This is a genomic window from Aeromonas sp. 55A (assembly GCF_051919665.1).
GTDB lineage: Bacteria > Pseudomonadota > Gammaproteobacteria > Enterobacterales > Aeromonadaceae > Aeromonas > Aeromonas veronii.
This window is the reverse complement of the sequence record NZ_JBQBEH010000007.1, coordinates 1-23,406: the sequence shown is the minus strand read 5'-3', so window position 1 is coordinate 23,406 and position 23,406 is coordinate 1. Positions and strand designations below refer to the sequence as shown.

16 protein-coding genes and 5 pseudogenes are annotated in these 23,406 nt (G+C 59.3%); 5 read left to right on the top strand and 16 right to left on the bottom strand.

Translation table 11 applies throughout. From position 1 onward, the window contains the following. Positions 1-6 precede the first annotated feature (6 nt). A complete protein-coding gene (locus tag ACTG2G_RS03740) occupies positions 7-1,422 on the top strand; it encodes a basic amino acid/polyamine antiporter (protein WP_201955785.1) in 1,416 nt (471 codons plus the stop codon). Between the two features lie 97 nt (positions 1,423-1,519). Here ACTG2G_RS03740 and ACTG2G_RS03735 read toward each other — a convergent pair whose 3' ends face one another. Further along, positions 1,520-2,359 carry a sterol desaturase family protein gene (locus ACTG2G_RS03735; RefSeq protein ID WP_252656781.1) on the bottom strand — a complete coding sequence of 280 codons (840 nt, stop codon included), beginning with the start codon at positions 2,357-2,359 and terminating at the stop codon, positions 1,520-1,522. A gap of 168 nt (positions 2,360-2,527) precedes the next feature. Between ACTG2G_RS03735 and ACTG2G_RS03730 the strand changes: the two genes are divergently transcribed. After that, entirely contained in the window at positions 2,528-3,319 is a 792-nt protein-coding gene (locus ACTG2G_RS03730) for a substrate-binding periplasmic protein (protein WP_042053220.1), read from the top strand. A gap of 107 nt (positions 3,320-3,426) precedes the next feature. On the opposite strand, the gene ACTG2G_RS03725 is transcribed toward ACTG2G_RS03730, so the two are convergent. From ACTG2G_RS03725 to ACTG2G_RS03715, 3 genes are all read right to left on the bottom strand, one after another. Next, a complete protein-coding gene (locus ACTG2G_RS03725; protein WP_158113263.1) occupies positions 3,427-4,170 on the bottom strand; it encodes an amino acid ABC transporter ATP-binding protein in 744 nt (247 codons plus the stop codon). After that, the gene (locus ACTG2G_RS03720) at positions 4,154-5,113 is read right to left on the bottom strand and encodes an amino acid ABC transporter permease (RefSeq protein ID WP_041235028.1); all 960 of its coding nucleotides are present in this window, start codon (positions 5,111-5,113) and stop codon (positions 4,154-4,156) included. The genes ACTG2G_RS03725 and ACTG2G_RS03720 overlap by 17 nt, the downstream gene beginning before the upstream one ends. Positions 5,114-5,212: 99 nt before the next feature. Next, positions 5,213-6,013, bottom strand: a complete 801-nt coding sequence (locus tag ACTG2G_RS03715) for a transporter substrate-binding domain-containing protein (protein WP_005334079.1) — start codon at positions 6,011-6,013, stop codon at positions 5,213-5,215. A 520-nt stretch (positions 6,014-6,533) separates the two neighbouring features. Between ACTG2G_RS03715 and ACTG2G_RS03710 the strand changes: the two are divergent. After that, positions 6,534-7,666, top strand: a pseudogene (locus tag ACTG2G_RS03710) (GGDEF domain-containing protein). Between the two features lie 92 nt (positions 7,667-7,758). On the opposite strand, the gene ACTG2G_RS03705 reads toward ACTG2G_RS03710, so the two are convergent. From ACTG2G_RS03705 to ACTG2G_RS03665, 9 genes and pseudogenes are all read right to left on the bottom strand, one after another. After that, entirely contained in the window at positions 7,759-9,093 is a 1,335-nt protein-coding gene (locus ACTG2G_RS03705; protein ID WP_204382968.1) for an MFS transporter, read from the bottom strand. 21 nt (positions 9,094-9,114) lie between these two features. Next, on the bottom strand, positions 9,115-10,635 hold the full coding sequence (gene uhpB, locus ACTG2G_RS03700; RefSeq protein WP_421386007.1) for a signal transduction histidine-protein kinase/phosphatase UhpB: 1,521 nt from the start codon (positions 10,633-10,635) through the stop codon (positions 9,115-9,117). Further along, positions 10,632-11,222, bottom strand: a complete 591-nt coding sequence (gene uhpA / locus ACTG2G_RS03695; RefSeq protein WP_005334071.1) for a transcriptional regulator UhpA — start codon at positions 11,220-11,222, stop codon at positions 10,632-10,634. The genes uhpB and uhpA overlap by 4 nt, the downstream gene beginning before the upstream one ends. 193 nt (positions 11,223-11,415) lie before the next feature. After that, on the bottom strand, positions 11,416-11,811 hold the full coding sequence (gene rnk / locus ACTG2G_RS03690; protein WP_005334070.1) for a nucleoside diphosphate kinase regulator: 396 nt from the start codon (positions 11,809-11,811) through the stop codon (positions 11,416-11,418). A 245-nt stretch (positions 11,812-12,056) separates the two neighbouring features. Continuing rightward, positions 12,057-12,793 (bottom strand): annotated as a pseudogene (locus tag ACTG2G_RS03685) (substrate-binding periplasmic protein). Positions 12,794-12,875: 82 nt separating this feature from the next. Beyond that, positions 12,876-13,563 (bottom strand): annotated as a pseudogene (locus ACTG2G_RS03680) (hypothetical protein). Positions 13,564-13,635: 72 nt separating this feature from the next. Beyond that, positions 13,636-14,427 carry an alkaline phosphatase gene (locus ACTG2G_RS03675; protein ID WP_439985200.1) on the bottom strand — a complete coding sequence of 264 codons (792 nt, stop codon included), beginning with the start codon at positions 14,425-14,427 and terminating at the stop codon, positions 13,636-13,638. Beyond that, a pseudogene (locus ACTG2G_RS03670) lies at positions 14,427-14,905 on the bottom strand (alkaline phosphatase). The gene ACTG2G_RS03675 and the pseudogene ACTG2G_RS03670 overlap by 1 nt, the downstream one beginning before the upstream one ends. Before the next feature lie 140 nt (positions 14,906-15,045). Continuing rightward, positions 15,046-16,444 (bottom strand): annotated as a pseudogene (locus tag ACTG2G_RS03665) (alkaline phosphatase). A 323-nt stretch (positions 16,445-16,767) separates the two neighbouring features. Here ACTG2G_RS03665 and ylqF point away from each other — a divergent pair. Continuing rightward, a complete protein-coding gene (gene ylqF, locus ACTG2G_RS03660; protein WP_199428690.1) occupies positions 16,768-17,718 on the top strand; it encodes a ribosome biogenesis GTPase YlqF in 951 nt (316 codons plus the stop codon). Positions 17,719-17,877: 159 nt separating this feature from the next. Here the strand turns inward: ylqF and ACTG2G_RS03655 are convergent, their stop codons facing one another. The 3 genes from ACTG2G_RS03655 to dinG all read right to left on the bottom strand — a co-directional run bounded on the left by ACTG2G_RS03655 (position 17,878) and on the right by dinG (position 21,830). After that, the gene (locus ACTG2G_RS03655; RefSeq protein WP_421386003.1) at positions 17,878-18,774 is read right to left on the bottom strand and encodes a histone deacetylase family protein; all 897 of its coding nucleotides are present in this window, start codon (positions 18,772-18,774) and stop codon (positions 17,878-17,880) included. Positions 18,775-18,955: 181 nt separating this feature from the next. Next, positions 18,956-19,615, bottom strand: a complete 660-nt coding sequence (locus ACTG2G_RS03650; protein ID WP_042655856.1) for a YccT family protein — start codon at positions 19,613-19,615, stop codon at positions 18,956-18,958. Positions 19,616-19,757: 142 nt separating this feature from the next. Next, entirely contained in the window at positions 19,758-21,830 is a 2,073-nt protein-coding gene (gene dinG, locus ACTG2G_RS03645; protein ID WP_421386002.1) for an ATP-dependent DNA helicase DinG, read from the bottom strand. Between the two features lie 395 nt (positions 21,831-22,225). Here dinG and ACTG2G_RS03640 point away from each other — a divergent pair, with 395 nt between their 5' ends. Then, the gene (locus ACTG2G_RS03640) at positions 22,226-23,263 is read left to right on the top strand and encodes a porin (protein WP_421386001.1); all 1,038 of its coding nucleotides are present in this window, start codon (positions 22,226-22,228) and stop codon (positions 23,261-23,263) included. Positions 23,264-23,406 lie beyond the last annotated feature (143 nt).

The following is a 23,406-nucleotide window of genomic DNA, read 5'->3' as shown; positions in this document are numbered from 1 at the left end:
GCTTTCATGAAAGAGAACAAGATTGGGCTCTGGTCTCTCACCGCGCTGGTGTTCAGCTCCATGGTGGGGGCGGGGATTTTCAGCCTGCCCCAGAATATGGCCGAGGTGGCAGGCGCCCGCGCCGTGCTGATCGGCTGGGGTGTGACGGGTGTGGGCATCCTGGCGCTCGCCATGAGTTTTCTCTATCTGTCGCGACTCAGACCGGATCTCGACGGCGGCATCTACAGCTACGCCCGCGCCGGTTTTGGCGATCTGGTGGGCTTCTTCTCCGCCTGGGGGTACTGGCTCTGCGCCACCATCGGCGTGGTGGGTTATCTGGTCATTGCCTTTGCGGCGCTGGGCAGCTTCGTCGATACGCCGGAGCAGATCTGGTTTGGTGACGGCAATACCCTGGCGGCGTTTGTCGGCGAGTCCTGCATCCTCTGGGCTGTGCACCTGCTGGTGGCCCGCGGCGTGCAGCAGGCGGCGTTGTTCAATCTGGTGGCGACCCTGGCCAAGAGCCTGCCGCTGCTGCTGTTTATTCTGTTTGCCTGCTACTGGTTCGATCCGGTCACCTTCGTGGCGGATCAGCAGGGCAGCACCCTGGCGGTGCCGGTCTCCGAGCAGGTGCGCAACACCATGCTCATCACCCTCTGGGTCTTCACCGGTATCGAGGGGGCAGCGGTGCTGTCGGCCCGCGCTCGAAACCGGCAGGATGTGGGCACTGCCACCGTGCTTGGGGTGGTGCTGGCGCTGCTGCTCTATGTGCTTATCTCGGTGCTGGCGCTGGGGATATTGAGTCGGCCCGAGCTGGCGGCGCTACCCAACCCCTCCATGGCAGGGCTGATGGCCCAGATGACCGGCTCCTGGGGCAAGCTGCTCATCAGCCTCGGTCTTATCGTCTCGGTGCTCGCCTCCTATGTGAGCTGGACCCTCTTCTCGGCCGAGGTGCCGTTCAGCGCGGCCCGCCACGGTGCGTTTCCCGCCATCTTCCGGCGCCAGAACCGCAACGGGACGCCTATCGCCTCGCTCTGGCTCACCAGCCTGACGGTGCAAACATGCCTGCTGCTGGTGTGGCTGCTCGGCAAGGGCTACACCAGTCTGCTGCTTATATCGACCTCGATGATTTTGGTGCCTTACCTGTTGATCGGGCTGTTTTTGCTCAAGCTTTCGTTCAGCAAGGAGGGGGAGAGTGGGCAGGGCAGCGGTCTGATGCGGGCAGTGGCGCTGGTGTCGAGCGGTTACGGCTTCTGGCTGCTCTATGCTGCCGGGGTGGAGTATCTGCTGCTCTCCTTGCTGCTCTACGGGCCGGGTCTGCTGCTGTTTCTCTACAGCCGCCGCCAGCTGGGCGCAGGTCTTTGCCTGAGTGGTCGCGAACGGCTATTGGCCGGCGTGACCTTGCTGAGCCTGATCCCCGCCGTCTGGTCGTTCGCCCATCTCTGATATCGAAGATATGACTGACCATAAAAGAGAGCGCCACTGTGGCGCTCTCTTATTATCAGGGACTGGTTATCAGTGGCTTGCTATCCGGGGCGAAGGCTCAGCTGCTGGCAGGTCCGGCCGGTTTGCCAAACAGCACCGCGAGTTTTTGTCGCCATGGCAGGCCACGGGCGTCACGCAGCATGTCGCGCCACTCATGGAAGGTGAGAGTGAGGGGGTTAAAGCTGTGGATCGGCTTGGTGATGCCGAAGCGGCATGGCTCGGCAGGATCCTCCTCGACAAAGGTGCCGAACAGTCGATCCCAGATAATCAGCACGCCGGCAAAGTTGCGGTCTATGTACTTGGCGTTGCTGGCGTGGTGCACCCTGTGGTGGGAGGGGGTGTTGAAGATCCACTCAAGCCAGCCGAGCTTGCCCACCACCTGAGTGTGGACGAAGAACTGGAAACCCAGACTCAGCAGCACGGTGGCGACCACCGCCTCGGGCGGGAAGCCGATGACAATCATCGGGATCCAGAACAGCCACATGCCGGAGATTGGATACATCAGGCTCTGGCGAAAAGCGGTGGAGAGATTGAGCCGCTCCGAACTGTGATGTACCACGTGGGAAGCCCACAGCCAGCGCACATGGTGGCTGGTGAAGTGGAACAGCCAGTAGCAGAGATCCTGCAACAGGAACAGCAGTAGCACACTCCAGAGATTCAGCTCGATATCGAACAGTCGCCAGCCCCAGAGGGTGTCATACAGATAAGCAATGGCGATGGCCGCCAGGGCATCGCCCCCTTGGTGCATCAGGGCCAGCGTGGCGTTGGCGAACAGATCCCGCCACTGGTAGGTGGCGGTGGGAAAGGCCGAGCCATGTTTGCGCAGGTAGAGCATCTCCCAGCCGATAAAGGCCAGAAAAATCGGGGAGAGGTAGAGCAAAAGCAGTTGCACATCCATATGCGGCCATCCATTCAGAGCAATTGCTCTCCAGCATAAAGGATGGTTTTAATATTTCATTAACATTTTTCAGCCAACGAAGAGATGGCATGAAATATGGCGCGCCAGCAGAGGAAGGCGCAGTGGATGGCTATGCTTGATGCAGGCTTTTTCAGGAGGTGCTGGCTTATGCGCGTCTGGTGTTGCTTGTTGTTGGGGTTGTGCATGATGGCGCACGCCAAGACCCGGGTCGAGATCCTGGCGGATGCCGCCTATCCCCCCTACTCCTGGCAGGAAGGGGAGGAGGTCAGGGGGATCTATGCTGACATCATCCGCGAGGTGACCTCTGCCATGCCTGACTATGAGGTGGTGCTCAAGCCCATGCCGTGGCGGCGCGGTCTGAGCATGGTGGAACAGGGGGCCGCCTTCGCCATCTTTCCACCCTACTACATGCCCGATACCCGCCCTTATATGTGGCCCTACTCCCAGCCGATGCTGGATGAAGAGCTGGTGGTGATGTGCGGCGCCAGTGTGGCGGCCAATACCCCGCAGGCCAGATTTCCGCTCGACTATCATGGTTTACGCTTTGGCATGAACGCCGGTTTTGCCGTCGGCGGCGATGCCTTTTGGCTGGCGGTAAAAGAGAAGCAGATCGACGTGGAGGAGGTGAAAAGCAATCGGGAGAACCTGCTCAAGATTGTTCGCGGCCGGGTCGATTGCACCATCAATGATCGCCTCTCCCTGCTCTATGAGTTGCTCAACATGATAAAGGCCGATCAGCTGGCGGTGGCCGATATGTCCCTGCTCAAACAGGGGCCGGTGCTCAGCAAGGAGCAGGGGTTTCTCGGCTACAGCCGCAAGGGAGAGTATCCCTACAAACAGGCCTTTATCGACCAGTTTGACAAGGAGCTCTATCAGCTCAAAAAACGTGACGGAGTGAAAGTGATCGTGGAGCGCTATCTGGGAAAGTCCCCGCGCTGAGCCGATGAGAGGGGCACTCGGGTTCAGCTGGGTTAAGCCTGCTCAGCGTGACGCACAAGAAGAGGGACCTTGCGGTCCCTCTTCGTTTATCCAGCAGAGCGTGTTGGCTACAGTACCTGACTCAGGAACTGGCGCAGGCGTGGGGAGGGGGGATTGTCGAAGAAATCGGCCGGTTTTTCATCCACCAGCAGTTCGCCACTCTCCATAAAAAGCACCCGATCCGCTACCTCACGGGCAAAGCCCATCTCGTGGGTCACCACCACCATGGTCATCCCCTCACGAGCCAGCCCCTTCATCACATCCAGCACTTCCCCCACCATCTCGGGGTCGAGCGCACTGGTGGGCTCGTCAAACAGCATGATGCGTGGCTGCATGGCGAGCGCCCGGGCGATGGCCACCCGCTGTTGCTGACCGCCGGAGAGTTGGGAGGGATAGCTGGCCGCTTTCACCGACAGCCCCACTTTCAGCAGCAGCGCCTTGGCTCTGTCTTCGGCCTCACGGCGCGACAGGCCACGCACCTTCTGAGGGGCGAGGCAGATATTATCCAGCACCGTCAGGTGGGGAAAGAGGTTGAAGGACTGGAACACCATACCTACCTCTTCCCGCAGCTTGTTGACATCGCCCGGCTCGGTCAGGCAGATGCCGTCGACCACGATATTGCCGTCGTTGATGGTCTCCAGCTGGTTGAGGGTGCGCAGGAAGGTGGATTTGCCCGAGCCGCTGGGGCCGACGATCACCACCACTTCCCCTTCGGCCACCTCGGTGCTGACATTTTTCAGGGCGTGCACTTCGCTACCGTAGAACTTCTCTACGCCGGTCGCTTTGATGATGGGATCAGTTGCTTTTCGCATATTTCACCTCGAGACGGCGTACCAGGAAGGAGAGGGTGCCGGTCAGCACCAGATAGAGCAGGGCGACGGTAAACCACACCTCGAAGGGACTGAAGGTGGAGCTCACCACCTCGCGACCCGCCTTGGTCAGGTCGGTGATGGAGATGACCGAGACCAGCGAGGAGTCCTTGATCAGGTTGATGAATTGGCCTGCCAGCGGTGGCAGTACCCGCTTGAACGCCTGCGGCAGAATGACATAGCGCATGGTCTGGGCGGAGGTCATACCCAGGCTGCGGCCAGCCTCCATCTGCCCCTTGTGGATGGAGCTGATACCGGCGCGGACGATCTCCGCCACATAGGCCCCGGTAAAGACGGCCAGCGCGGCGACCCCGGCGGTGAAGCGGTCGAGGTTCAGCACGGTGCCGATAAAGAAGTAGACGATGAAGATCTGCACCAGCAGCGGCGTGCCGCGGATGAGCTCAACGTAGGTGACCGCCAGATTGCGCAGGGCCGGATTGGGGGAGAGGCGGGCCAGTCCGGCCAGGGTGCCGAGCAGGATGGCGAAGATGCCTGCTACCAGCGAGAGCTTGACGGTGACCCAGACGCCCCATGCGATGGGGCCTGCGGTCCAGCTTAGTTGGGTGTCGAGGGTATCGCCACGAAAAACGGTATCCCCTTCGGCGACTTGTACGCCGGTGCTGGCGATGGCTTGCCGCACATTGGGGTCGAGATCGTCTTGCAGGAACAGCTTGCCCTTCTCGGCCTCGCTGGTGCCCGCCATCACGGTGCCGTCAAATTCGGCGACATTCTTCTGCTCCGCCTGATAGGCGATGTATTGGGGAATGCGTTCCCAGCGCCAGGTGTAATCCACTGACTGGACAGCCTTGTAGATGCCGAATACGGCAACCAGCAGCATCAGCAGGAAAACCCCATGCCAGAGCAGCTGATTGGGCTGTTTTTCCATCTGTCTTGTCGGTTTGGGTGTGTGCACAGTCACAACCTCTTCTCGTTATTGTGTGGGGAGCTGCGTGGTGCAGGGGCGGCATGTGCCGCCCCCCGGAGGTTATTTGAGCTGATTCAGCCAGGCGTTGGATTCGAACCACTTCTTGTAGAGACGGTCGTAGCTGCCATCGCCCTTGATCTGGCGCAGGTAGTTGTTGAACCAGTTGAGGGTGTCCTGATCCCCTTTGCGGATGGCCCAGGCCAGCGGCTCGAAGGTGAACGGCTTGTCGAGGTGTACTACGGCGCCCTGATTCTGGGAGGCAAAAATAGCGTTGTAGGGCAGGTCATAGACGAACGCATCGACCTTGCCGTTGATCACTTCCAGCTTGGCGTCATCCTGGGTTTCAAACTGCAGCAGGGTAGCTTTGGGGATCAGGCGCTTGACTGCCTGCTCGCCGGTGGTACCGAGCTTGACCGCGATCTTGTATTTCGGGTCGTTGAGGTCGGTGAAGGATTTGATTTCGCCCGCCTTCTCTTTGCGCAGGACTATGGTCTGGCCGACCACGATGTAGGGATCGGCGAAGTTGACCCGCAGGTTGCGCTGGGGAGTGACGGTCATGCCGCCCATGATGACGTCGAACTTGTTGGTCAGCAGCGCCGGAATGATGCCATCCCAGGCGGTGTTGACGAACTCGACCTTCACGCCCATCTCTTTGGCGACCATCTTGGCGAGATCCACGTCAAAGCCGATGTATTGGCCCTGCTTGTTGGTCATCTCGAAGGGTTGATAGCCGGCATCGAAACCGACTCGCAGCACGCCGCGTTCGAGCACGGCATCCAGGGTGGAGGTAGGGGCTGGGGTCGGGGCCGCCGTGGCGATCCCGCAAAACAGCAGGGTAGAAAGAATCAGTTTTTTGATCATAAGTGACGTCTCTGTCGGTGGTGTGTTCGGCCTTGAACCTGATCCCGTGCGACTCCGTGGCACAAGAGACTGCTGCATCCGGCAACAGGCAAGACAGGATGAATGTCTTGAGCGGGACAAAAGCCCCATATGAGATGCTATGAATAGTGGTTGAGTGAAAAATGTACCAAAAACAGATTGTGTCAGAAGACTCAACAGGTTAGAGACATTTATTGCTCATGGCTTCATTCATAAAATCACACGAAAACAACATATCTATCTAATGGGGTGGGTTCAAGCCCAAATTATCCCCAAGACATTTTGTTACAAACTCAGGGCGCCGCTTGCAACTCTTATTGAGTTATTGGGCTCCGTAAGAGGCTTTTTGTGGGGCTGATACGAATACGCATTGGTGGGATATCACACGCATTGCTCTGTTTGTCAGCAAACGAACGGGCTTTATTGTGAAAACCATCAAGTCGCACTGGGTCTTGGCAAACGCTTCTCATATACTCAGTTACCCTCTCTGCATGGCTTTGGTATGGACGCCTCACTACTGCTTAAGCTGGATATTTTTACCTTGATGATCATGGCCTTGTGCGGCTATTGTCTCGGTTTCCTCACTCTCACCATCATTCGCGTTACCCACAACGATATTCCCGGCGTCGGGGTCTGGTGGTGGTCCAGTCTGTTTGCCATGCTGGGTCAGGCGGGATTTGCCAGTCTGCTGCTGACACCCACCCCCTATGGCTCCTGGGTGGGCAATGTCTTCCTGATTTTTCATGTGTCGTTATTGCTGGTCGCCCAACGCTGTTTCTTCCGTCAATCGCCGGGCTGGCCTGCCTGCTGGGGATTCATCCTGCTGTTTGCCGCCGTCATGACCTGGTCGGTCGCCATCGATGGCCGGATTGCGGTACGGGTGATGATAAGCAGCGCCACCTTCATCGTGCTCAGTACGCTCATCATCTGGCAGCTCTGGCGTCATGGTCGACCCGATTATCAGGTGGCGGTATGGGTGCTGATTGGCCTCAATCTGGTGCTGATTGCCATGACCCTGATGCGGATTTTTACCGTGTGGGGCGAGGTGATCGAAAGCCCGTTCCAGCGTCAGCTGTTCAACGTGTTGCCCTATGTCTCCATGCTGGTGGGTAGCTCCATGCTCACCTTCGGGGTGCTGCTGCTCTGCAACCAGCACCGGGCGCTGGAGCTGCGCTATCAGGCCAGTCATGATCCGTTGACCGGCTTGTTCAATCGCCGTGGTTTTATGGAGCGTCTGGCCCGGGGACGCCCTGCACAGCAGGGGGCGCTGGCGGTGCTCGATCTGGATGACTTCAAGCAGATCAACGATCGGCATGGTCATGAGGTGGGGATCGGGTGCTGGAGCGGGTCGGGTTGGCACTGCGCGAGCTGGAAGGAGTATTGGCCAGTCGCTTTGGGGGCGAGGAGTTTGTGCTGCTATTTCGCCATGCCACCGCAGAAGAGGCGATCGCCCGGTGCCAGTCACTGCGGGTTCAGCTTGCGGCCAGCGAGGTGGAGGGGATCCATATCACCGTCAGCATGGGTGTTGCTCACTGGCAGGGGGAGTGGCACTTTGACAGCCTGTTCAGCCGTGCGGATGACGCTCTCTATCGGGCTAAGCGGGAAGGAAAGAACCGGGTCTGTCAGGCTGCCTGATGCCGGAATAGGTTCAGGAATAACAGCAGGGCGCGGTGATCCGCGCCCTGTTTGTTTCTGCTTGCCGGATATAGCTCGTCAGCTGCCGTCCATTACTCTGACGGAGCTTGAGCTGTTCTCGGTGCCTGCGCCTTGAGGAAGGGGAGCAGCAGCAGGGCCGAGACGCCTGCCGCCACCGAGATCACCACGAAGAAGCCGTTCCAGTGCCAGATCTCCATCACCTTGGCCAGCGGATAGCCTGACAGCGCCGCCCCCATGTAGGCAAAGAGACCAACAAAGCCGGTGGCCGCCCCCGCCGAGTTTTTGTGGGAGCACTCCGCCGCTGCCATGCCGATCAGCATCTGCGGGCCAAACACGAAAAAGCCGATGGTAAAGAAGCAGGCCGCCTGCATCACATAGCTGAAGAAGGGCATCAGCCAGAGCGACCCCACCGCCAGCAGGATCCCCACCGCAAAGATGAGGTTCATCGGGCCACGGTTGCCGTTGAACAGCTTGTCCGATCCCCAGCCCGCCACCAGCGCACCGATAAAGCCCCCCACCTCGAACATGGAGATGGCCGAGTTGGCGCTCATCAGATTGAAGCCGCGCTGCTCGGTCATATAGAGATTGCCCCAGTCATTGATGGCGGTGCGCACCACATAGACCAGTACGTAACAGCAGGCGAGCAGCCAGATATAGGGGTTGCCCAGCACATATTTGCGCAGGATCTGGCGGTGGGAGAGCCCCGCATCCTGGGTCTGCTGGGCCAGCTCCATGGCATCCTTGCGCCACTCGCCCACCGTTGGCAATCCCATGGCGCTCGGGGTATCCCGCAGTCGCCAGCAGAGGAACAATCCCGCGATGATGGCGATAAGGCCGGGCACTATCATGCCGTAGCGCCAGCCATGCTGCAGGGCGATGGTGCTGACGATAAGAGGGATGAGCGCGCCGCCGACGTTGTGGGCGGTGTTCCAGGCCGACCACCAGACCCCGCGTTCGGTGCGCGAATACCAGCTGGTGAGCAGCTTGGAGCAGGGGGGCCAGCCCCAGCCCTGGAAGAAGGCGTTGGCGACCCAGAGGGCGGCAAACATCCAGAGTGCCGACGAGAGGCCGAACAGTATGTTGATAACGCCGGTGGCTATCAGTCCGACACCCATAAAGTAGCGCGGGTTGGCGCGGTCACTGATGATGCCGGAGAAGAACTTGGAGCAGCCGTAGGTGATGTAGAACAGGGTCCAGAGCATGCCGATATCGGACTTGTCCAGCATGCCGCTCGCCAGCATGTCCGGCATGGCGAAGTTGAAGCTCTTGCGGGTGAAGTAGAAGACCGCATAGCCCAGATACATGGTCAGCAGCAGGTGCAGCCGCCAGTGGCGATAGGTGGCATCGATCTCGGCCTGATCCCGGATAAGGGGCCGGGGCGGCGCGCTTCTCATAAAACTCAGCACAGGCAGGCCCTCTGGTGGTGATTAGCCATGACTCTCTTCCCGTCTGCGACTGGGCAGATTGACCGTCAGCTGGGTGCCGTGGATGCAGGAGAGTTGCAGACTGCCCCCTAGGGCCTGTACCCGCTCGCGAATGCCGAGCAGGCCATAGCCCTGCTGCGGGCGGCTTTCCGGCAGACCGCGGCCATCATCTTCCAGCACCAGTTGCAACTGCTCGCCGCTGGCCCGGGCGCGAATGGTGACCGAGTGGGCGTTGGCATGTTTGACCACGTTGTTGAGCCCCTCCTGACAGACCCGAAACAGGGTGACCCGCTGGGCATCGGAGAGATCGCCATCTGCCAGTTGCCATTCCAGACGGGTGACGATGCCGTGACGCTCCAGCTCCAGCTCCCGCAGCAGTGCCCGTACCGCCTGTTCAAGAGTCATGTCGTCGAGCTGGCGCGGGCGCAGCCGCCCGAGCAGACCGCGCACCGCGTCATAGATCCCGAGCGATAGCGTGTCGATCAGGGCACTGCTCTGGCCCACCCCGGCATTATCGGGGGCGAGGCGGCGCACGATCCCTGCCTGGGTTCGAATTGCTGTGATGGTCTGGCCGATGTCGTCGTGCAGCTCGCGCGCCACCTCCTTGCGGATGCTCTCCTCGGTCTCCAGCAGCCGCTCGGTGAGCTGGCGATTGTGGGCGAGCTGGCGGGTCAGCGCCTGATTGAGTTCCCGCTGGCGCTGGATCCCGGCACCCAGCAGCAGGCCGGTGAGGCTCTGGGCCAGCAGGGAGAGCAGCAGATCCAGCGGGTGATCATGCCAGGCCTGACTGGCCAGCAGGGCGATGGTGTTCATCAGGGTGGCGAGCAGCGCCCCTTGCCAGCCGTAGCGCCACGCCATGGCGATGATGGGGATGGCCAGACAAAACGGGGTGAAGCGTACCAGCGAGTTGGGCAATCCCAGTTGCAGCCAGAGGCTCAATACGAACAGCAGCAGATACCAGACCAGATGGCGAAAGCGCCACTCCACCGGTTGATCCACCAGCGCAGGCCCCAGCGGCACCCAGGTGGCGCGGGTGAGGTAGTGCCAGATCAGCATACAGGTGGAGGTCAGCGTCAGCCCGCCGGTCAGGCTGAGCAGCAGGGCCGAGAGGCCATCTTCCCCGGCCAGATGCCAGAGCAGGGCTTGCAGCAGCGCCGCCGCCGTGACGGTGGCGAGCAGCAGCAACAGTTGCTGCCAGTCGTTGCGCACCTGCCGGTGACGGGCAATCAGCAGCGGTAGCAGGGTCAGCAGACTGCCCGCGACCAGCCAAGGCCAGTGGGGCAGCCCCACTTCCAGATTGAGCCAGTAGAGCAGCAGCCCTTCGCACAGCAACAGCGGCGGCCAGTAGTGGCCGGGACTTTGCAGCAGCAACCCGAGGCGCAGGCCGAAGGGGAACAGCAGCACCGCCAGCGCTGGGCCACCCGCCAGATGCAGGCTGATGCTCCAGAGGCAAAACCAGCCGGCGGCAAAGATGAAGCAGGCCGCCAGCGCGATGGCGACATAGCTGGCAAGACGGGAGATCACCAGCTATCCAGCATGCGGTGGGCCAGCTCGACGTTGTTGCTGACCTTGAGCTTGTCCATCAGGTTGGCGCGATGGACGTGAACCGTCTTGGGGGAGAGTCCAAGCTGCTCGGCGATGGCTTTCACCTCCAGCCCCTGTGCCAGCAACTGGGCAATCTCCCGCTCCCGATTGGTGAGGGGATCCCGGCTGCTGCTGGCCAGTTTCTGGGCGATGTCCGGCGTCAGATAACACCCCCCCTGTGCGGCGGTGCGCACGGCGGCGATCAGCTCGTCCGGACTGCAGCGCTTGGAGAGAAATCCCTTGGCACCGGTCTGCAGTGCCTGCTCGATGAGGGCGGGGCTGTCGTGTACCGAGAGCATCACCACCGCGAGACCGGAGGGGAGCTGCTTGAGCAGATCCAGCCCCGATTGGTCGGGCATCGAGATGTCGCAGACGCAGACCCGCGCCCCGCTGCCGGGCAGGCCGGCAAGGGCATCGCTGGCGGAGCCGAATTCGGCGACCACCTGCAGGTCGGGCTCCAGATTGAGCAGTTGGGCAAAACCGGATCGGACGATCTGGTGATCGTCGATAAGGGCAATTTTTATCATGATGTCAGCCTGAAATTCGGTGCGTCATGACCATGACGCGGCCAACAAGATACCTGCCCCCCGAGTCAGGCTCAAGCAGCAGCAGGAAAAGGGGCTAAAAACCGGGGGGCAAGGTGCGCAAAGCTTGATCGGGATCAGCTGGCAAGAGCGAGCAAGCGGGCTGATCAACAGGGAGATGACCAGCCCGGGGGACTCAGCGGTGCAGTTCGCCGGCGCGCTCCGGCTGATAGACCACTTCCAGAATTTCTACCTCGATGGTGCGACCGGCCGGGCCCGGCCAGGCGATGCTGTCGCCCACTTTCAGGCCGAGCAGGGCGCTGCCTACCGGCGCCAGTACAGAGATGTTGCTCTCGTCGCCCTTGGCATCGCGCGGGTAGACCAGGGTGAGGCAGAACTCGTTGCCGCTGCTCTGCATCTTGAAGCGTACCTTGCTGTTCATGGTGACCACGTCCGGCGGCATGTCGGCCGGTTCGCGGATCTCGGCGCGGTCCAGCTCCTCTTGCAGGGCCAGATGCTGCGGATGGTTGCCGAGCAGTTGTTCGATACGGTCCAGATCAAGGCTGGAGATAACCAGATGAGGTTGTTTCATAAGATATTCCTTATCAATAGCGGATAGGCCCATACCGGCGGGTGCAGGTTGGCCATCACGCAAAGTGTTACAAAAATGGATTCAACAGGTTCAATCGATTGAAAATGCCATGCCCCCAAGCGACTCGCGGCCGAAGGAGCGAGGCGGGGGCTCAGCAGGGTGTGAGCAAATGCGAGGAAATAGCGAGTATTTTCATGGGGCTACCATAACCATTCTGGCCGGCCTTGGCAACCGTGATTGAGTGACTACTCAGGAACCTGATAGTTGTACTGACGGATGATCCGCGCCAGTGTGCCATCATGGCGCATCTCGTCAATCACGGCTTGCCAGCGACGCCCTTCGGTGAAGGGAAAATCCTTGCTGGCCGCGATAAATAACTGGGTACGCATCAAGGATTCGCCTTTTACTATCTCATCGATGGAAAATCCGCCCGTCTGCTGGTTGTAGAGGATGACGTTCCAGGCTGCGACCCAGGCATCGATGCGTCCTCGTTGCAGTTTGAGGGCATTGAGGTCTTCGGTGGCGACGGTTTGGCTGGCGAGATTCAGCCTCTGCTTGAGCAGATACTGGCCGAAGGAGTGACGCAAGGTGCCCACCTTGAGTGAAGGAAGCGCGTTTATCATGAGCGGGGTGGTATGCTTGTGGCGATTGCTGACAATGAGGAACTCTTCATCAAGGATGGGGGAAACCCAGTAGTAGAGATGCTCCCGTTGAGAGCTGCGTACTGGCGGTATCAGCAGTACATCCTTGCGATGGGCGGTTTGGGTGAGGGCTCGGGCCAGCGGCATCAACTCGATGGTGAGCGGTTCTTTAAGGCGTCGCGCGGCCTCTTCCATGATCTCGATGGCGACACCGCTTGGTTTGCCGTGAGAGGAGCGAATGACGTAAGGGGCAGCTCGGCCGCCACCAGCACAATAGCCTGGGCACCGGTGTGTACCAGCAACAACAGCAGTGCAAAAAAGGGCAGGCAGAGAGCGCGCATCAAGGTCGTGAGCCAGAGTCGAATATGCAGAGTGTAACATTCCTGCCTGCGTTGTCGTTGGGCTCGCTGAGGGGTTGGGATCTCAGTCGAAGAAATCGCGCAGATCGCGCACTTCGTAATCAGCGAGTTGCTGCCAGGGGAGCTGAGCAGGCAGCTTGCGCAGGGTCACCTCCATCCGGTAGCTGCGATAGCCGTCGAGACTGGCCGATTCGACCACCAGCGGGAGCTGCCACTGACTCGACCAGAGAATGCGGGTTCGTTGCTGCCCTTCGCGCTTCTCATACCAGCGGGCCTGCTCGGGGGCGGCCTCATCCAGCGGGGTCATCCCCTCGATCAGCGCCGGGTTGACGAGATGGCGGATCCGTGGCCAGTCGGGTTTGAAGGCCACCTGGCCATACTCTTCCACCGGCACCTCAACCAGCTGGTTGTGCCAGCTGTCGGCATAACGCAGTTGCAACTCACCTTCATCACTGCGACTGACCCAGCGGGCTGCCATCTGGTGGGTAAAGTGCTTGTGGCCGGGGGTGGCATCGTGAGTGGCGTGATAGGCACGGGCAAGGGGGAGGGGAATGAGCCGCTGGCTCCACACCTGATTGCCCACCCGCAGCCACTTCTCTTGCCAGACACTCTCTCTGGCGATGCCATCGCTGCCGGTGTTCCGGTCGTGATAGCTGATCCGGGCGGCGAAGATCCGGGGGCGTGTCGTCAGCATGCAGGGGGAAGGCGAGGGTGCTGCCAAGCAGCCATAACGAAAGCAAAAGTCGCATCATCATCTGTCGCTCGAAAGAGCCGGGGCCCGGGCCGCTGAGTCCATTGCTCAGATGCACCCGGGCCCCTGCTGCTTACAGGCCGAGCGCCTCCCGCAGTTTGCCAAACACCTTGGTGTTATCCAGCGTGCCTTTGAAGCGGTTGCTGCCGGCGCCATCGGCAAACAGCATCACATCGCCGCCGCCGTGGGTTTCCGATGTCAGTTTGACGCCGGTCTCCTGCAGATAGTCATTGGCCATCACCTGATCGCTGGTGAGGACGGGACGCACATCGGGGCGGTTGGGGCCGTTACCGAACACCAGGGTGGTGAAGGGCTTGCCATCCACGTCGTTCTGGGTCGAGCCATCGCCATTTTTCACCAGATCCAGCACCGGATCGCCCTTGGCGGAGTAGCCGTTAATGGTCATGGTGTGGTCATGGTCGGCGGTGACCACGATCAGGGTATTGTTGAGATCCACTTTACCCAGCGCCGTCTTGACCGCCTCATCCAGAGCCACTGCGTCGGTGAGCGAGCGCTTGGCATTGGTGCCGTGCAGGGCGTGATCGATACGGCCACCCTCTACCATCAGGAAGTAACCCTGACTGTTCTTGCTCAGCAGGTCGATCGCCTTGGCGGTCATTTCGGAGAGGGACGGCTGGGTATTGGCAGCCCCCTTGGCGACCCGATCCCAGCTCGTAGTCCAGGTGGGATTTTCGCCGCTGAACAGACCGAGCACCTTGCCGCTGGTGACCTTGGCCAGTTCACTTTGGGTGGTGACATAGCTGTATCCCTGCGCCTTCATCTCGGCGGTCAGGTCGCGGTTGTCATTGCGACCGCCCTTGTTGCTGGCGCTGTAGGGGGTCCAGTGGTTGGCACCACCGCCCATCAGCACGATCGCACCCCATCCCCCAGCGCCTGGTTGAAACCAGCGCCCCCCGGGACGGCCTGTGCGGCGATGTCATAGGCAGCATCCCGATGGCAGATGTGGGCGTAGGTGGCCGCCGGGGTGGCGTGGGTCAGCTCGGTGGTGGTGACGGCTGCCCGACCGATTTGCCTGCCGCCTTGGCCAGCTCCAGGATGGTGGGCACCGGCTTGCCGTTATCGCTGCTGCAATTGTTGACGGTTTTGTTGCCATTGACGTCTTTGCCGGGGGCGACGGCTTTGGTGTCACTGCTCATTGCGATCACCTCGTTGTTCATCTTGACCCCGGTGGTGTAGGCCGCCATGGAGGGGGCCGAGTCGGTGGTCTGGGCATCGTTGGAGAAGGTCTTGATGCGGGCACTGCGCGGCAGTTTCATCATCTCCAGATTGCCCTCTTCTCCCACCTTGAACAGGCGGGTGGCGGTGAGCACGGTGGGCCCCATGCCATCACCGATAAAGAGAATGACGTTTTTGGCATCAGCGGCCTGTGCCTGGGAGGTTGCGCCCAGCGCACTGAACAGGGCTGCGCAGACCAGCGTGTGCTTGATGGATGTGTTCATCTGTTTGCTCATGAAAGTGCTCCTTACAGCTTGGCCGCAGCCTTGATCTTGCCGAACACGGCGGTGTTATCGAGTGAGCCATGGAAGCTGTCAGCCCCCTTGCCGATGGCGCCGAGGAAGACATCGGTGCCGCCGTGGGTCTCGTTGCCGATCTCCGCCATCCCTTACCACTACTTCCTGGTGGTAGTCATTGGCGGAGACGGTGGCATCGTCGAGCGGGGCGACGCTGCTGCGCGGGCCATCCACCCGGTTGTAGCCGTTGCCAAAACCTATGATGGTGTAGGGCATGCCCTCGCTATCCTTGCTTGGCTCGCCAGTCTCGTAGTTCTTCACCAGCCCGAGTACGCCGGGGTTGTCGGCAGTGGTCTTGCCGGTGCGCTTGGCATAGCCGTTGAGCACGAGCGTGTGGTCGTGGTCGGCGGTGACCACGATCAGGGTGTTTTTCAGCTCGGGGTCGCTCTTTTTCACCTCGTCGATGGCGGCCTTGATGGCGTTGTCGAAGGCGATGGTGTCTTGCAGCGCACGCTTGGCGTTGGTGTCGTGCAGTGCGTGGTCGATGCGGCCCCCTTCCACCATCAGGAAGTAACCCTTCTCCTTGCCCTTGAGCTGCTTGATGGCGGCCAGGGTCATCTGGGCCAGTGACGGCTCGCTGGCGGGGCGGTCCAGGTCATATTTCATATGGCTGGAACCAAACAGACCCAGCAGCGGCTTGCCCGCATCGGCCTTGTTCAGCTCATCCAGATTGCTGGCAAACTGGTAGCCCTTGGCCTGCATTTCGCTGATGAGGTTGCGGCCATCCTCCCGCTTGCCCTTGTCGGCTTTGGGCAGGAAGAAGCTGCTGCCGCCACCGAGCACCACATCCAGTCCCTCCTTGAGGGCGCTGTTGTAGCCTTTGCCGTCCGGTACCAGCTGGACGGCGATATCCGCTTCCAGATCCCGGTTGCAGATATGGGCATAGGTAGCCGCCGGGGTGGCGTGGGTCACCCGGGTACTGGTTACCACGCCGGTACCGCGGCCATCGGCTTTGGCCAGCTCCAGCAGGGTAGTCACCGGCTTGCCGGCGCTCTTGCTGCAGTCGCTCTCATAGGTGGCGTCGCCGTCCATGCTGATGACGCCGTTGTTGCTCTTGACCCCGGTCATGTAGGCCGCCATGGAGGGGGCCGAGTCAGTGACCTGGGCATCGTGGGAGAAGGTCTTGATAAAGGCCGTCTCTGGCAGGGTATCGATGGTGAGATCACCCTCTTCGCCGACACCGTAGATGCGGGCGGCCGTCAGGGTGTTGAGGCCCATGCCGTCACCGAGGAAGAAGATGACGTTGGTGGGTTGGGCTGCGGGCTTGGTCGCCACCGTGTCATTGTCTGATTTGCAGCCAGCAGCCAGGGCGGCGCCGATCATCACTGCAAGTCCTGCCATTTTTCTCATTGGGGTTCGCTCCTTGTAAAACCTGAGCGCAGCCTAGAGGGGGCAGATGACACTTTTACTGACTATCGGTGACGGTTGTGTGAAAAAGTGATAAAAATGTTACACTATATCAATATGTTATCTATCAATTGAGCCAGTTGGTCCGGTCGCTTCCGGCAAGGTTGCTCCGCCTCGGCGGTTTGCTGATTTGATGAGGTGATGGTTAGAATGACCTGTCAAAAGAGGCCCGCAGCAGGTAAAATGCGCCCCCTTCGTTCGATGCCCGCGGCAGAGCGCCTGTTGTTCCATGCGCGCGCCCGCAGCCCCCACAGAGAGTAACGGATATGTCCATCAACTGGTTCCCCGGTCACATGCACAAGGCCCGCAAAGAGATTGCCGAGGTCATGCCCCAGGTCGATGTGATCATCGAGATGCTCGATGCCCGCATCCCCTTCTCCAGCGAAAACCCGCTGGTGCCCGAGCTGCGTGGTGATACCCCGGTGATCAAGGTGCTGAACAAGGCGGACCTGGCCGATCCGGCGATCACCGATCTGTGGGTGGCGCACATGGAAAAAGAGAAGGGGATCAAGGCGCTGCCCCTGACCCAGCAGGAGCCCGAGAAGATCAAGCAACTGCTGACCCTCTGCCACGAGATGCTGCCGGAGCGCAATCTGGAGCTGCGCGGCGTGCGCGCCATGATCATGGGGATCCCCAACGTGGGCAAGTCCACTCTGATCAATACTCTGGCGGGGCGCATCATCGCCCGTACCGGCAACGAGGCGGGGGTGACCAAGTCCCAGCAGCGGATCAAGCTGGATAACAACGTTATCCTGACCGATACCCCGGGTTTTCTCTGGCCCAAGCTCAACCCGCCCTCCTGTGGTTATCGTCTGGCCATCACAGCAGCCATTAAAGACACTGTGTTCGACTATGCCGATATCGCCATGTTTGCCGCTGACTACTTCATCAAGGCCTATCCGGAGCGGATCAAGGCGCGCTACCAGATTGACGAGCTGCCCGAGACCGAGATCGAGCTGCTGGAGATGATCGCCCGCCAGCGAGCGTTTATGCGCAAAGGGGGGCTGGCCGACTTGCACAAGGCGTCCGAGATCCTGATTAACGAGTTCCGCTCCGGTTTGCTTGGCCGCATCTCGCTGGAGACGCCGGAGATGGTGAGCGTCGAGATTGTCGAAGCCGCCGCAGAAGCCGAGCAAAAAGCCAAAGAGAAGGCCGAGCGGGAAGAGGAGCGTCAGGCCCGCGCCCGTCGCAAGTACGCCCGCAAGCGTCAGAAATAGTTATCCTCAGGCGTCCCGAGCTTGCCTGACAACGAGCGAGCTTGTGTGACCCAGATGACGAAACATGAAGAGGCGGCCCCAGGGGTCGCCTCTTCTGTTTTATCTAGAGAAATCTCCTCCCACTCTGATGGCGTGTCCGCGCCATATAAAGCCATGCCATCAGCCAAAACGGTGGCGCGCCGTCTCAAACAGCGACATATGAAGCGGGATCAGCTGTCGCCAGTCGCGGCGATAGCCGCCACCGGGCACCGCCGCGATGGGTAACCCATGCTTGATTGCACAGTCAAATACCATGGCATCGCGCAGGCGAACCCCTTCATCGCTCAGGGAGAGATAGCCAAGCTCGTCGGCATGATGCACATCGACCCCCGCCTGATAGAGGATGAGATCTGGCGAATAGAGCCGCAGCGCCAGCGATAGTGCCTGTTGCAGTGTGGTGAGATAGGCATCGTCCGTCATGCCGCTTGGCAGTGGAAAGTCGAGGTGAGAGGCGGCTTTGTGATGGGGAAAGTTGTGCTCCTCATGGAGGGAGAGGGTGATGATATCGCGCCGTCCGGCGCACAGGGTCGCACTGCCATCTCCCTGATGCACATCGAGATCGATGATCAGCACCTGTTCACAATGCTTTTCGTCGAGGCAAGCCTGCGCCGCAATCACCAGATCGTTGAACAGGCAAAAACCGCTGCCGTGATCGCGATGGGCGTGGTGATAGCCGCCGGAGATCTGCAAGCCGCAGCCCTGCTCAAGTGCATAGCGGCTGGCAGCAATAGTGGCTCCGACTGAGCGCAAGGTGCGCTCCATCAGCATGGGTGACCAGGGAAAACCGATCTTGCGGATGGCGCGCTCTTCAAGCTGGCCGCTCAGGGCCGCCGCGACATAATCGGCATCGTGAATGCGACAGATTTGCTCCCGGGTGGCCGATGGCGCTTCGCCAAGGGGGTAACCCTGCACCTGCAGGCGCTCAAACAGCCCCTGATACTTGGCCAGCGGGAAGCGATGGCGCTCGGGTAGCGTCAGGGAGGAGTAGAGAGGGTGATAGAAAATGCGCAACGACATGGTGCCATTCTCCCTGGCAAGGTGGCGCTTTCTATATATGAAATCAGCAGATGAATCCATATATGTACTCCCTATATAAAGGGGAAGTGGCAGCGCATAAATCAAGACGCGTCGTGAGTAAGACCGCAAGATGTGGAAAAGGGGAGCTTGGCTCCCCTTTCAGTCAATATCCCAGCCCGGCTTATTGCTGCTGGATAACCCAGATCTGGAAGGCTTTGCGGGTTTCCGCATCGGCCTTGTTGTACCAGTTTTGCAACTGGGTCAGCGCTTCCGGATTGCTTTGAGCCTTGCTGGGGGCAACCTGAACCGGTGCGCTGGCGGCAGCCATCACGGCAGCAGAAGAGACGGCCACTGCTTTGGGCTGGTTGAAGGCTTTCCCCATGTTGATCAGCTCTTGCTGATAGTCACGGGTCAGCTGGAAGCCCTCTACTTTCGGCATCACGAACTGTTCGCTGCTCACTTGCTGACCACTGACCTTGTCTTTCAGCGCCACTTTTTGATCTTTGACAAACTGCTTGGCTTCGGCTTCGTTGCGGGGCTTTTTATAGTCCAGCACCAGCTGCTGATTGTCGGCGGCGGTGAAGTTCAGCACCAGCGGCTCGGCGGTCACCAGCTTGATTTCGTTACGGCTGGAGTAGTTGCCTTCAAAGGCGACGACCAACTGGTGTTTGCCGGCAGAGAGGGGGAAGGTGCTGGTTTTGTCGAGCAGCTTGGGGTTGATGGATTGACCATCGATCAGCTGGACGACATAAGGGGTGGTCACTTCCAATTGGGCATCAGCCAGAGCGCTACCGGCCCACAACAGACCAGCCAGCGCCGGTACCAGAACAGTCAGTTTCATTTCATCTCCTTGAACAGTCAGGCGATTGCCCACTGAAAACAGGGGCTCATTTTTACAGGTTTGGCCTACTGCGGCAATGGCTCTTTCTGGTGGTCGATGTTCGCGCTGCTGTCAGTTTGTTTATCAATAGCGACCGACTTATTTATTCGATCCGCCGTGTAAACGGGGGGAGGGCGTCGAGCAACCCCTTGCCATAACGTTTGGTCAGCAGGCGGCGGTCGAGAATGGTGACCCGTCCCCGATCAGCCTCTTTGCGGATGAGGCGGCCACAGGCCTGGATAAGCTTGCGCGATGCCTCCGGGACCGTCAGTTGCAGGAAGGGGTTGCCGCCTCGTTGCTCCACCCACTCGGCAGTAGCCTCCTCGACCGGCGAGTTGGGCACCGCAAAGGGGAGCTTGGTGATGACCAGATTGGTAAGGTAGTGACCCGGCAGATCCAGCCCCTCCGAGAAGCTGCCGGTACCAAACAGGATGCTGGCCTGACCGCCATCGCATTTTTGTTTGTGCAGGGTGAGCAGGGCATTGCGGGAGGCTTCCCCCTGCACCAGCAGTGACAGTCCCTTGGCTCGCAAGCCAACAGCCACCTCATTCATCTGGCGGTAGGAGGAGAAGAGCACCAGACTCGCCTCCTTGCCCGCAAGAATACGTGGTAGCACGCTGATGAGTTCGTTGGTAAAGGCCGGCGAGTTGGGTTCGTGCTCCATCTTGGGCAGATAGAGCTCGGCTTTCTGATAATCAAAGGGGGAGCGCAGGCGCAGATAGCGGGTACCGTCGTGCTCCTTGAGCCCCACCTGATGGCGAAAATAACTAAAGGAAGAGAGGGCGGTGAGGGTCGCAGAGACCAGAACGGCTCCCAGACATTTCGACCAGAGCCACTCCTCCAGCAGATAGCCTACCTCAATCGGTGAGGCGTGCAGCCAGATATCGCCGTCATCGCTCTTGGCCATCCAGCGGGCGAGCGGGGTTTTACCGGTCGGCACATGGCGCCCCAGCATCTCCCAGAGGGCGCAGAAACTCTCCAGCCGTTGCAGATGAAAACCGCTCTCTGCCAGCAGGGGTTCGGCCTCCTTGCGGCGGATCTCGCCATCTTTCAGCGCTTCACCTATGGCCCCTTGCATCCGATCCAGCGCTCGCAGCGCCTTCTTGCTCGACTCCTTGAGATTCTCCGCCAGCATGGGCAGGGGATCAGGCAATACCCCTTCGGCGAAGCGGTAGTGGGGTTCCGCGCCAAACAGCCGATCGTTGGCGCTGAGCCACTGCTCGACCGCCTTCAGGTCGGGCTGGATGGAGGCCAGCGCATCCTGCAGTTTGAGTTGGGGGTCGAGCAGGCTCTCCTTATTAAGAGTCCGCGCCAGCTTGCCTGCACTTTGTACCAGCTTCTCCAGCCAGCGACGTGAGCCTTTGACGCTGGCCGACGCCGCGCCGTGATCCCGGGCGATGGTGGGCAGGTGATGGGCCTCATCCAGCACATAGATGCACTCATCGGGGGGAGGCAGAATGATGCCACCGCCCATGGTGAGATCGGAGAGCAGTAGCGCATGGTTCACCACCAGCACATCGGCGCTTTCCATATCGTTGCGGGCGCGATGAAAGGGGCAGTGCTGGTGATGGCTCAGCGCCTTGTTGCAGGTGTGACGGTCGGCGGCGATGCGATCCCAGCAAGTGTCGGGAATGGGCTCCGGCCAGTTGTCCCGATCCCCGTCCCATTTGCCATTGGTGTAGGCCTGCCACATGGCCTGGTAGCGAGCTTTGTCGCTGTCAGATGGTTTGGTTTTGCTCAGACTGCCAAAGTCGAGCTCGAAGTTGGCCATCTCGGCGCCACTGGCTGCCTGTTCCAGCAGATGTTCGCAGCAGTAACGCTGACGCCCCTTGACCAGCATAAAACGAAACGGCAGCTCGCTGTGGCGATGGTAAAAAGGGAGGTCTTTGTGGATCAGCTGCTCTTGCAGGGCCACGGTGGCGGTGGAGATCACCAGCTTCTTCTGGGTGAGCCGCGCCACCGGGATGGCTCCTTGCGCATAAGAAAGAGATTTGCCGATACCGGTGCCCGCTTCGGCCACCAGAATACGGCGCTGTTTGTCGTACTCGCCGGTCAGGGTTTTTGCTATCTCAGCCACCAGAAAGTTCTGCTCTTTGCGCGGCACAAAACCGGGTAATCCATCCGAAATCTGGCGATAGGTTTGACGAATGGTGGTTTTAAGGCGAGTAGAGAGCATGAAGAGAAGGCCAGTTAGGGGTTAATCGAAAAACAAGGATACCCGCAACCCCTCGGTGAGGTCGAGGCAACAGCCATTATCACGGCAGTTTTACGCTGATCAGACCACTTTGGTTGTTTATCAGGTAGTTAGCGTCATTTGCATGCAAAATAGACTATTTGAGTCCAAATAATCAGCAGGATTCATTGTAAACGTTTTCCTTTTGCCTTGCCGTCAGGTGAGACTTGGCTCACATTTTTGCCTCCGTGACTATGGTTTGCGTAAAAAGTTCCAAGTTTTTTCATTGCGGTTCAAAAAATCCGGTGCTAGTCTCGGCGGCATAGTGATGCAAAGAACATCGCTAACACAGGGAATAACAACAACTTAGTGTTTAATTACAGTAGGCATTGGAAACTATGAAAAAGACAATTCTGGCTATTGCTATTCCGGCTCTGTTTGCATCCGCCGCTAACGCCGCAGTGATCTATGACAAAGACGGTACCACTTTCGACGTGTACGGCCGTGTACAGGCTAACTACTACGGCGAAGCTAACGACAAATCAGCAGAACTGGTTGGTGCAACCCGTCTGGGCTGGTCTGGTAAAGTAGCTCTGAACAACACTTGGTCTGCCATTGCTAAAACCGAGTGGCAAGTAGCTGCTGAAAACTCTGGTAGCAATACCAGCGACATCGATCCGCGTCACATCTATGCCGGTTTTGATGGTTCCCAGTACGGTAAAATCATCTTCGGTCAGACCGACACCGCTTTCTACGACGTACTCGAGCCGACCGATATTTTCAACGAGTGGGGCGATGCCGGTAACTTCTATGACGGTCGTCAAGAAGGTCAAATCATCTACTCCAACACCTTCGGTGGTTTCAAAGGTAAAGTTTCCTACCAAACCAACGATGACGTAGCGGTCAAGATCACTGACGTTGGTCAGAAGGTCAAAGAAGATGCCATCTTTGGTTCCGACGTTAAGCGTAAGAAAGCTTACGGCGTAGCTGCTGGTTATGACTTTGACTTCGGTCTGGGCTTCAATGCCGGTTATGCCTACTCTGACCTGCAAAACAAAGTTAATGGCCATACTGGTAAGAAAGACGAGTGGGCTGTGGGCGCGCACTACGCTATCAATGGTTTCTACTTCGCTGGTGTTTACACTGAAGGCGAAGTGAAGAACAAGAGCTTGGGCATGAAAGATGACGGCCGTGGTTACGAGCTGGCTGCTTCTTACAACGTAGACGCTTGGACCTTCCTGGCTGGCTACAACTTCAAAGAAGGCAAGGCTAACGCTCAAGCTGCCGGTTCTACTTACAAGGATCTGGTTGACGAGACCCTGCTGGGTGTTCAGTATGCCTTCACTCCGAAGCTGAAAGCTTACACCGAGTACAAGATCCAGGGCATCGACAAGCAAGACGACGAGTGGACTGTTGCTCTGCAGTACAACTTCTAATAAGTTGCACATGAGTAATATCCAGGCTTGAGTCTTTGACCAAGCTACGAATGGCCGAGATGATATCTCGGCCATTTTCTTTTTTGGCGACTACGTACTGGCGCCATGATGAATCGCCGGATTGCTGTGTTACGTGATATTTG

Excerpts from the sequence above, each read along its gene's own strand:
- rnk (WP_005334070.1), bottom strand. The coding sequence starts at position 11,811 with ATGAAACAACCTCATCTGGTTATCTCCAGCCTTGATCTGGACCGTATC.
- ACTG2G_RS03650 (WP_042655856.1), bottom strand. The coding sequence starts at position 19,615 with ATGAAACTGACTGTTCTGGTACCGGCGCTGGCTGGTCTGTTGTGGGCC.
- ACTG2G_RS03655 (WP_421386003.1), bottom strand. The coding sequence starts at position 18,774 with ATGTCGTTGCGCATTTTCTATCACCCTCTCTACTCCTCCCTGACGCTA.
- dinG (WP_421386002.1), bottom strand. The coding sequence starts at position 21,830 with ATGCTCTCTACTCGCCTTAAAACCACCATTCGTCAAACCTATCGCCAG.
- ACTG2G_RS03715 (WP_005334079.1), bottom strand. The coding sequence starts at position 6,013 with ATGATCAAAAAACTGATTCTTTCTACCCTGCTGTTTTGCGGGATCGCC.
- ACTG2G_RS03740 (WP_201955785.1), top strand. The coding sequence starts at position 7 with ATGAAAGAGAACAAGATTGGGCTCTGGTCTCTCACCGCGCTGGTGTTC.
- uhpA (WP_005334071.1), bottom strand. The coding sequence starts at position 11,222 with ATGATAAAAATTGCCCTTATCGACGATCACCAGATCGTCCGATCCGGT.
- ACTG2G_RS03640 (WP_421386001.1), top strand. The coding sequence starts at position 22,226 with ATGAAAAAGACAATTCTGGCTATTGCTATTCCGGCTCTGTTTGCATCC.
- ylqF (WP_199428690.1), top strand. The coding sequence starts at position 16,768 with ATGTCCATCAACTGGTTCCCCGGTCACATGCACAAGGCCCGCAAAGAG.
- ACTG2G_RS03735 (WP_252656781.1), bottom strand. The coding sequence starts at position 2,359 with ATGGATGTGCAACTGCTTTTGCTCTACCTCTCCCCGATTTTTCTGGCC.
- ACTG2G_RS03675 (WP_439985200.1), bottom strand. The coding sequence starts at position 14,427 with ATGGGCGGTGGTGCCAACCACTGGACCCCCTACAGCGCCAGCAACAAG.
- ACTG2G_RS03730 (WP_042053220.1), top strand. The coding sequence starts at position 2,528 with ATGCGCGTCTGGTGTTGCTTGTTGTTGGGGTTGTGCATGATGGCGCAC.
- ACTG2G_RS03725 (WP_158113263.1), bottom strand. The coding sequence starts at position 4,170 with ATGCGAAAAGCAACTGATCCCATCATCAAAGCGACCGGCGTAGAGAAG.
- ACTG2G_RS03720 (WP_041235028.1), bottom strand. The coding sequence starts at position 5,113 with ATGGAAAAACAGCCCAATCAGCTGCTCTGGCATGGGGTTTTCCTGCTG.